The 4,157-nt window shown below is 68.0% G+C and carries 5 protein-coding genes; 4 read left to right on the top strand and 1 reads right to left on the bottom strand.

From position 1 onward, the window contains the following. Nucleotides 1-145: 145 nt before the first annotated feature. The 3 genes from Q0066_RS00465 (at nucleotide 146) to Q0066_RS00475 (ending at nucleotide 2,570) form a co-directional block, all read left to right on the top strand. Nucleotides 146-685, top strand: coding sequence for a ferritin (locus Q0066_RS00465; protein WP_298128961.1), 540 nt, complete (start codon nucleotides 146-148; stop codon nucleotides 683-685). Nucleotides 686-780: 95 nt separating this feature from the next. After that, nucleotides 781-1,398, top strand: coding sequence for a hypothetical protein (locus Q0066_RS00470; RefSeq protein WP_298128964.1), 618 nt, complete (start codon nucleotides 781-783; stop codon nucleotides 1,396-1,398). A 56-nt stretch (nucleotides 1,399-1,454) separates the two neighbouring features. After that, complete coding sequence (locus tag Q0066_RS00475; protein ID WP_298128966.1) at nucleotides 1,455-2,570, top strand: hypothetical protein; 1,116 nt, start codon at nucleotides 1,455-1,457, stop codon at nucleotides 2,568-2,570. Between the two features lie 13 nt (nucleotides 2,571-2,583). Here the strand turns inward: Q0066_RS00475 and Q0066_RS00480 are convergent, their stop codons facing one another. Continuing rightward, nucleotides 2,584-3,423 carry an AraC family transcriptional regulator gene (locus Q0066_RS00480; protein ID WP_298128967.1) on the bottom strand — a complete coding sequence of 280 codons (840 nt, stop codon included), beginning with the start codon at nucleotides 3,421-3,423 and terminating at the stop codon, nucleotides 2,584-2,586. Between the two features lie 121 nt (nucleotides 3,424-3,544). On the opposite strand from Q0066_RS00480, the gene Q0066_RS00485 reads away from it, so the two are divergent. Beyond that, nucleotides 3,545-4,093 (top strand): peroxidase-related enzyme, encoded by a 549-nt coding sequence (locus tag Q0066_RS00485; protein WP_298128970.1) that lies wholly within the window; start codon nucleotides 3,545-3,547, stop codon nucleotides 4,091-4,093. The last annotated feature ends 64 nt before the right edge of the window (nucleotides 4,094-4,157 follow it).

The raw sequence follows: 4,157 nt of genomic DNA on the forward strand, positions 1-4,157 counted from the left end.
GTTGGTCGAGCTTGTCGAGACCCTCAGAAGGATCTCGACAAGCTCGATCAGCGGGGGTCGACAAGCTCGATCAGCGGGGATGGGCGGGTCGTTAGGCAAGGCTCCCCAGCCTTGCGGAGGCGTGGATCGCGCGTAGCGTGGACGCATGAATGCGACCGATTCCACCTTCATGGGTCTGCTCCAGGCCCAGGTCCGCAACGAGTTCTCCGCCAGCCAGCAGTACATCGCGGTGGCGGTCTGGTTCGACGCCAAAGATCTGCCCCAACTGGCGGCGCACTTCTACCGTCAGTCCGTCGAGGAGCGCAATCACGCGATGATGCTGGTGCAGTACCTGCTCGACCGCGATGTGAATCCGGTGATCAAGGGCTTGGACGACCCACAGACCGACTTCGATTCGGTGACCGCCCCGATCGCGCTCGCGTTGCGCCAGGAGAAGGAGGTGACCGGCCAGATCGAGGCCCTGTTCCGTGCCGCCAGGGCCGAGGACGACGCCTTGGGCGAGCAGTTCATGCTGTGGTTCCTCAAGGAGCAGGTCGAAGAGGTCTCGTCGATGTCGACCCTGCTGGCGGTCGCTGAACGCGCCGGCGACAACTGGTTCCACCTGGAGGAGTTCCTGGCTCGCGAGGCGGTCGGCGATTCGGGCCATGACAGCTCAGCGCCCGAGGCTGCCGGCGGCGCGCTGTAACCGCTCAACTCCGACAACACCCGGGACGCGACGGACAACAGTCCTGGCAACACTGAACCGACATCCTGGCGGCACTCGATCCGAAAGGTGCCGCCATGGAGTCCGTCACGCCGCTGTTCAGCCATCCCGACCGAACCGAGCCGGCCAACCGCTCCGGCCTGACCTGGCAGCCGTCCGACTACGAGTCATTGGTGGACGGCATCCGTGAGGGCCTGGACTTGCCCGCCCTGGCCAGCCGGCTCGGTCGCTCCAGCAACGGCGTCTCCACCCGGTTGCGGCGCCTGCTGCCGCTGGCGCAGCGGGACTGCCTGTTCGACCAGGTGCTTCCCGCCCTGCGCCTCGCACTCGCCGATCCCGGCTACGACTGGCGTGCCGAGATGCTGCTCAGCCCGCCTCCGGCACCGATCATCCATCAAGAGGTCATCCGAACCGGATTGGACGGCCTCTCCGACGACCAGGTGGTCACCGTCGCCTACGCACTGCTGGCTTCCGGCGGGCGTGAGGAGGCCGGGCTGCTCGACCAGCTCCACGAACGGCTGGAGAGCGACGGCCTGATCGAGCGGTTGATCGGCATGCGCGCCCAGCGCGCCGTCCGCTCCTCCCCGTTCTCGATCGACGAAGACTCCGCCTGGGCACATGCCAGCTACTGGGTCCGGGGACGCAGCAGTTACTCCTCCTGGCAGCGGCGCCGCCGCGCCGAACCCGTCTGGTGAGCCCGGCCGCCGATGCCGTCCGATCCGGTGCCCATCGGCATATCTACACTCTGGGCATGAATCACCCCCAGTCGCCTTGGTTGGCTCGGGTCGCCGCCCTGATGGCCGTCGCGCTCACAACGCTGGCCGGATGCACCCCAGCACCGCAACCAGCCGGGTCTCCGTCACCCTCATCGGCTCCGGTCACCGCCCAGGGTCTCGCCGCCTTGACCGAGCAGGAGTTCGGTGTCGGTTTCGCCGCGTATGCCGACGCCAGCATCAAGGACGCCACCACTGGCGTCGTCGTGCATGCCGCCACGCCGGGGGTGCCGGAGTGGCGGGTATCGCTGGCATTTGGGCCCGGTCCCGACTGGGCGACCGGCGAGACGACGTGCTTCTGGGAGAACGAGCGCGTGGTCAAGTGCGTTGAACGCGACGGTGTGCGGCTGGCCTGGAACCCGGGTGGAACCGTCTACGTGGCGTCGGCCCGCGCCGGCGGCGTGGCGGTTGCCAGCCTGGCCGGCGACGACCCGGCGCCGAAGACTCCCCCGACCGGAGACCTGTCCGAGTCCGTCAGGAAGCTGATCGCGCTCGCCCAGGATCCCCGTCTCGGGACGACCGCGACACCGCAGGCGCCGGCCACGTCGTGGCGTGACGACCCGGACTGCGCGGCTGCGCCCCGAGCGGAGCTGCTGCCGGTGACACCCGCGACGGGCCAGCCCACCGAGCAGGTCACGCCGCAGGCACTGGCCGCGCTGTTGGCCGAACGGATCCAGGGCACCTGTGCAGCCGGCACCAGTTCACGAACCGAGGCAACGGTGAGCGGTACCGTCTACCTCGGTTCCGCCGACGGCGAGAAGGTGACCGCCCAGGTGCGTCCCGAGACCTACGGCTGCAAGGGCATGGACGCCTGCGAGCGGCGCGGCGAACTGACCATCTCCTGGCAGTTCGACCTACCCGAGGAGTATCCGGCGAAGGTGCGGATCACCCGTCCGATCCCCGGCGGGCAACTCGAGATCACTCACACCAGCCATCACGCGAACGCCAAGACCAAGGCGTTTCCGGTCCCGCTCGACACCCTGGTGAAGCTCGCGTCGGACAAGCGGTTCGGCCTCATGGTCGATCCGGCGCTCAACCGGGCTGGTGCCGAGTTGCCGCTGTGCTGGCTGCTGACTCCGCGGACCGGGGGCTGAGCGCCATGACCGCTCACGGCTCGGCTGCCGCCAACCAGGCCCGCGGCGAACTGCCGACCCGTTGGGTAAACAGCCGCGAGAACGAGCTGGCTGTGTAGCCCAACTCGGCGGCCACCCGGCTGACCGGATCACCGCGACGGAGCAGTTGCTGACCGACCAGGATCCGCCAGCTGGTCAGGTAGTCGTGGGGCGTGCTGCCGACCAGTTGGCTGAAACGAGCCGCGAACGCACTGCGCGACATCTGTGCCGCGGTGCTGAGCTCGGCCAGCGTCCACGGATGGCCCGGATCGGCGTGCATGGCGGTCAGCGCGCGGGCGAGCTGCGGATCTGCCATGCCCTCCAGAAGCCCGGGCGGCAGGCCGGCGTCCTTGGAGTGATCGAGCAGCCAGCGCAGCAGTTTGATCAGGGTGATCTCGAACAGCCGATCGACCACGTGGCGATGTCCGCACCGGAAGTCGTCGATCTCGTCGAACAGCAGCCCTAGGGACCCGGCCAACCCGGAGACCTCCGCGATGGGCACGGTCACCGCGCGGGGAAGCGCCCTGACCAATGGATTGTCATCGCCGCCACTGAACTCCAGCGTCGCGCAGGCCAGATCGACGCCGATGCCCTCGGTCTGGAAGACATGGTCGTGGCTACGCGGATAGAACAGCAGGCTCGGTTCCGTGACCACCCGGCGTGCGCCGTCCGGGCCGTCGAAGATGGTCAGCTCACCCGCCCGCAGGATGTGCAGGAACCCACGGCCGGCGAGCGCCTCGAACCGGCGACGGCCACACAGCGGGCCGGTGTGGAACTGGCGCGCCCGCACCGTGAACCTCTCCAGCAGGTCATCGAGCCGGTCAATAGGTGCCATAGGCGAATGCTAGACGATCAGACAATTATTGCGGATTATCTGTGCTGCAAAGTCCAGTCAGCTCGGCAAGAGTAGAGAACAGAGCCGCACCGGAAGCGGCATCCAGCGAAAAGGAGATCCCATGTCCCGCGTTCCCCTCATCGACCCCAGCACCACCGACGGACAGCGCCGAGCCAGCCTCGACCGCATCGGCGCCGCGTTCGGCACCGTGCCAGCCATGTTCCGCGCGGTCGCGAACTCTCCGGCGGCGCTGCAATCCATGTGGGGAGCGTTCGGCGCATTCTCCACTGGTGCGCTCGGGGCGGCGTTGAGCGAGCAGATCGCCGTGGCGGTCGCCGACCGCAACAACTGTCGCTACTGTCTCGCCGCCCACACCGCGCTCGGGTTGAAGGCTGGCGTCAGTGAGCAGCAGATGCGGGCCGCTCAAGGCACCGAGGTGGACGATCCCCGCGTCCGGGCCCTGCTGGAGTTCGCGGTGGCCCTGGTCGACCGGCGGGGTGCCGTCGACGCCGACGACATCCAGCGGCTACGTGACCACGGCTGGAGCGACGGCGAGATCGTCGAAGCCATCGCCCAGGTCGCGCTCAACCTGTTCACCAACTACATCAACATCGCGTTGGACGTCCCGGTCGACTTCCCAGCCGTGCCTCTGCTGGCCGACGCCAACTAGGCCCTCTGTTGGTTGAGCTTGTCGAAACCCCTCGCCACCGCCGGTTGAGCTTGTCGAAACCCCT

This window comes from Micropruina sp. (genome assembly GCF_027492755.1).
Classification (GTDB): domain Bacteria; phylum Actinomycetota; class Actinomycetes; order Propionibacteriales; family Propionibacteriaceae; genus Micropruina.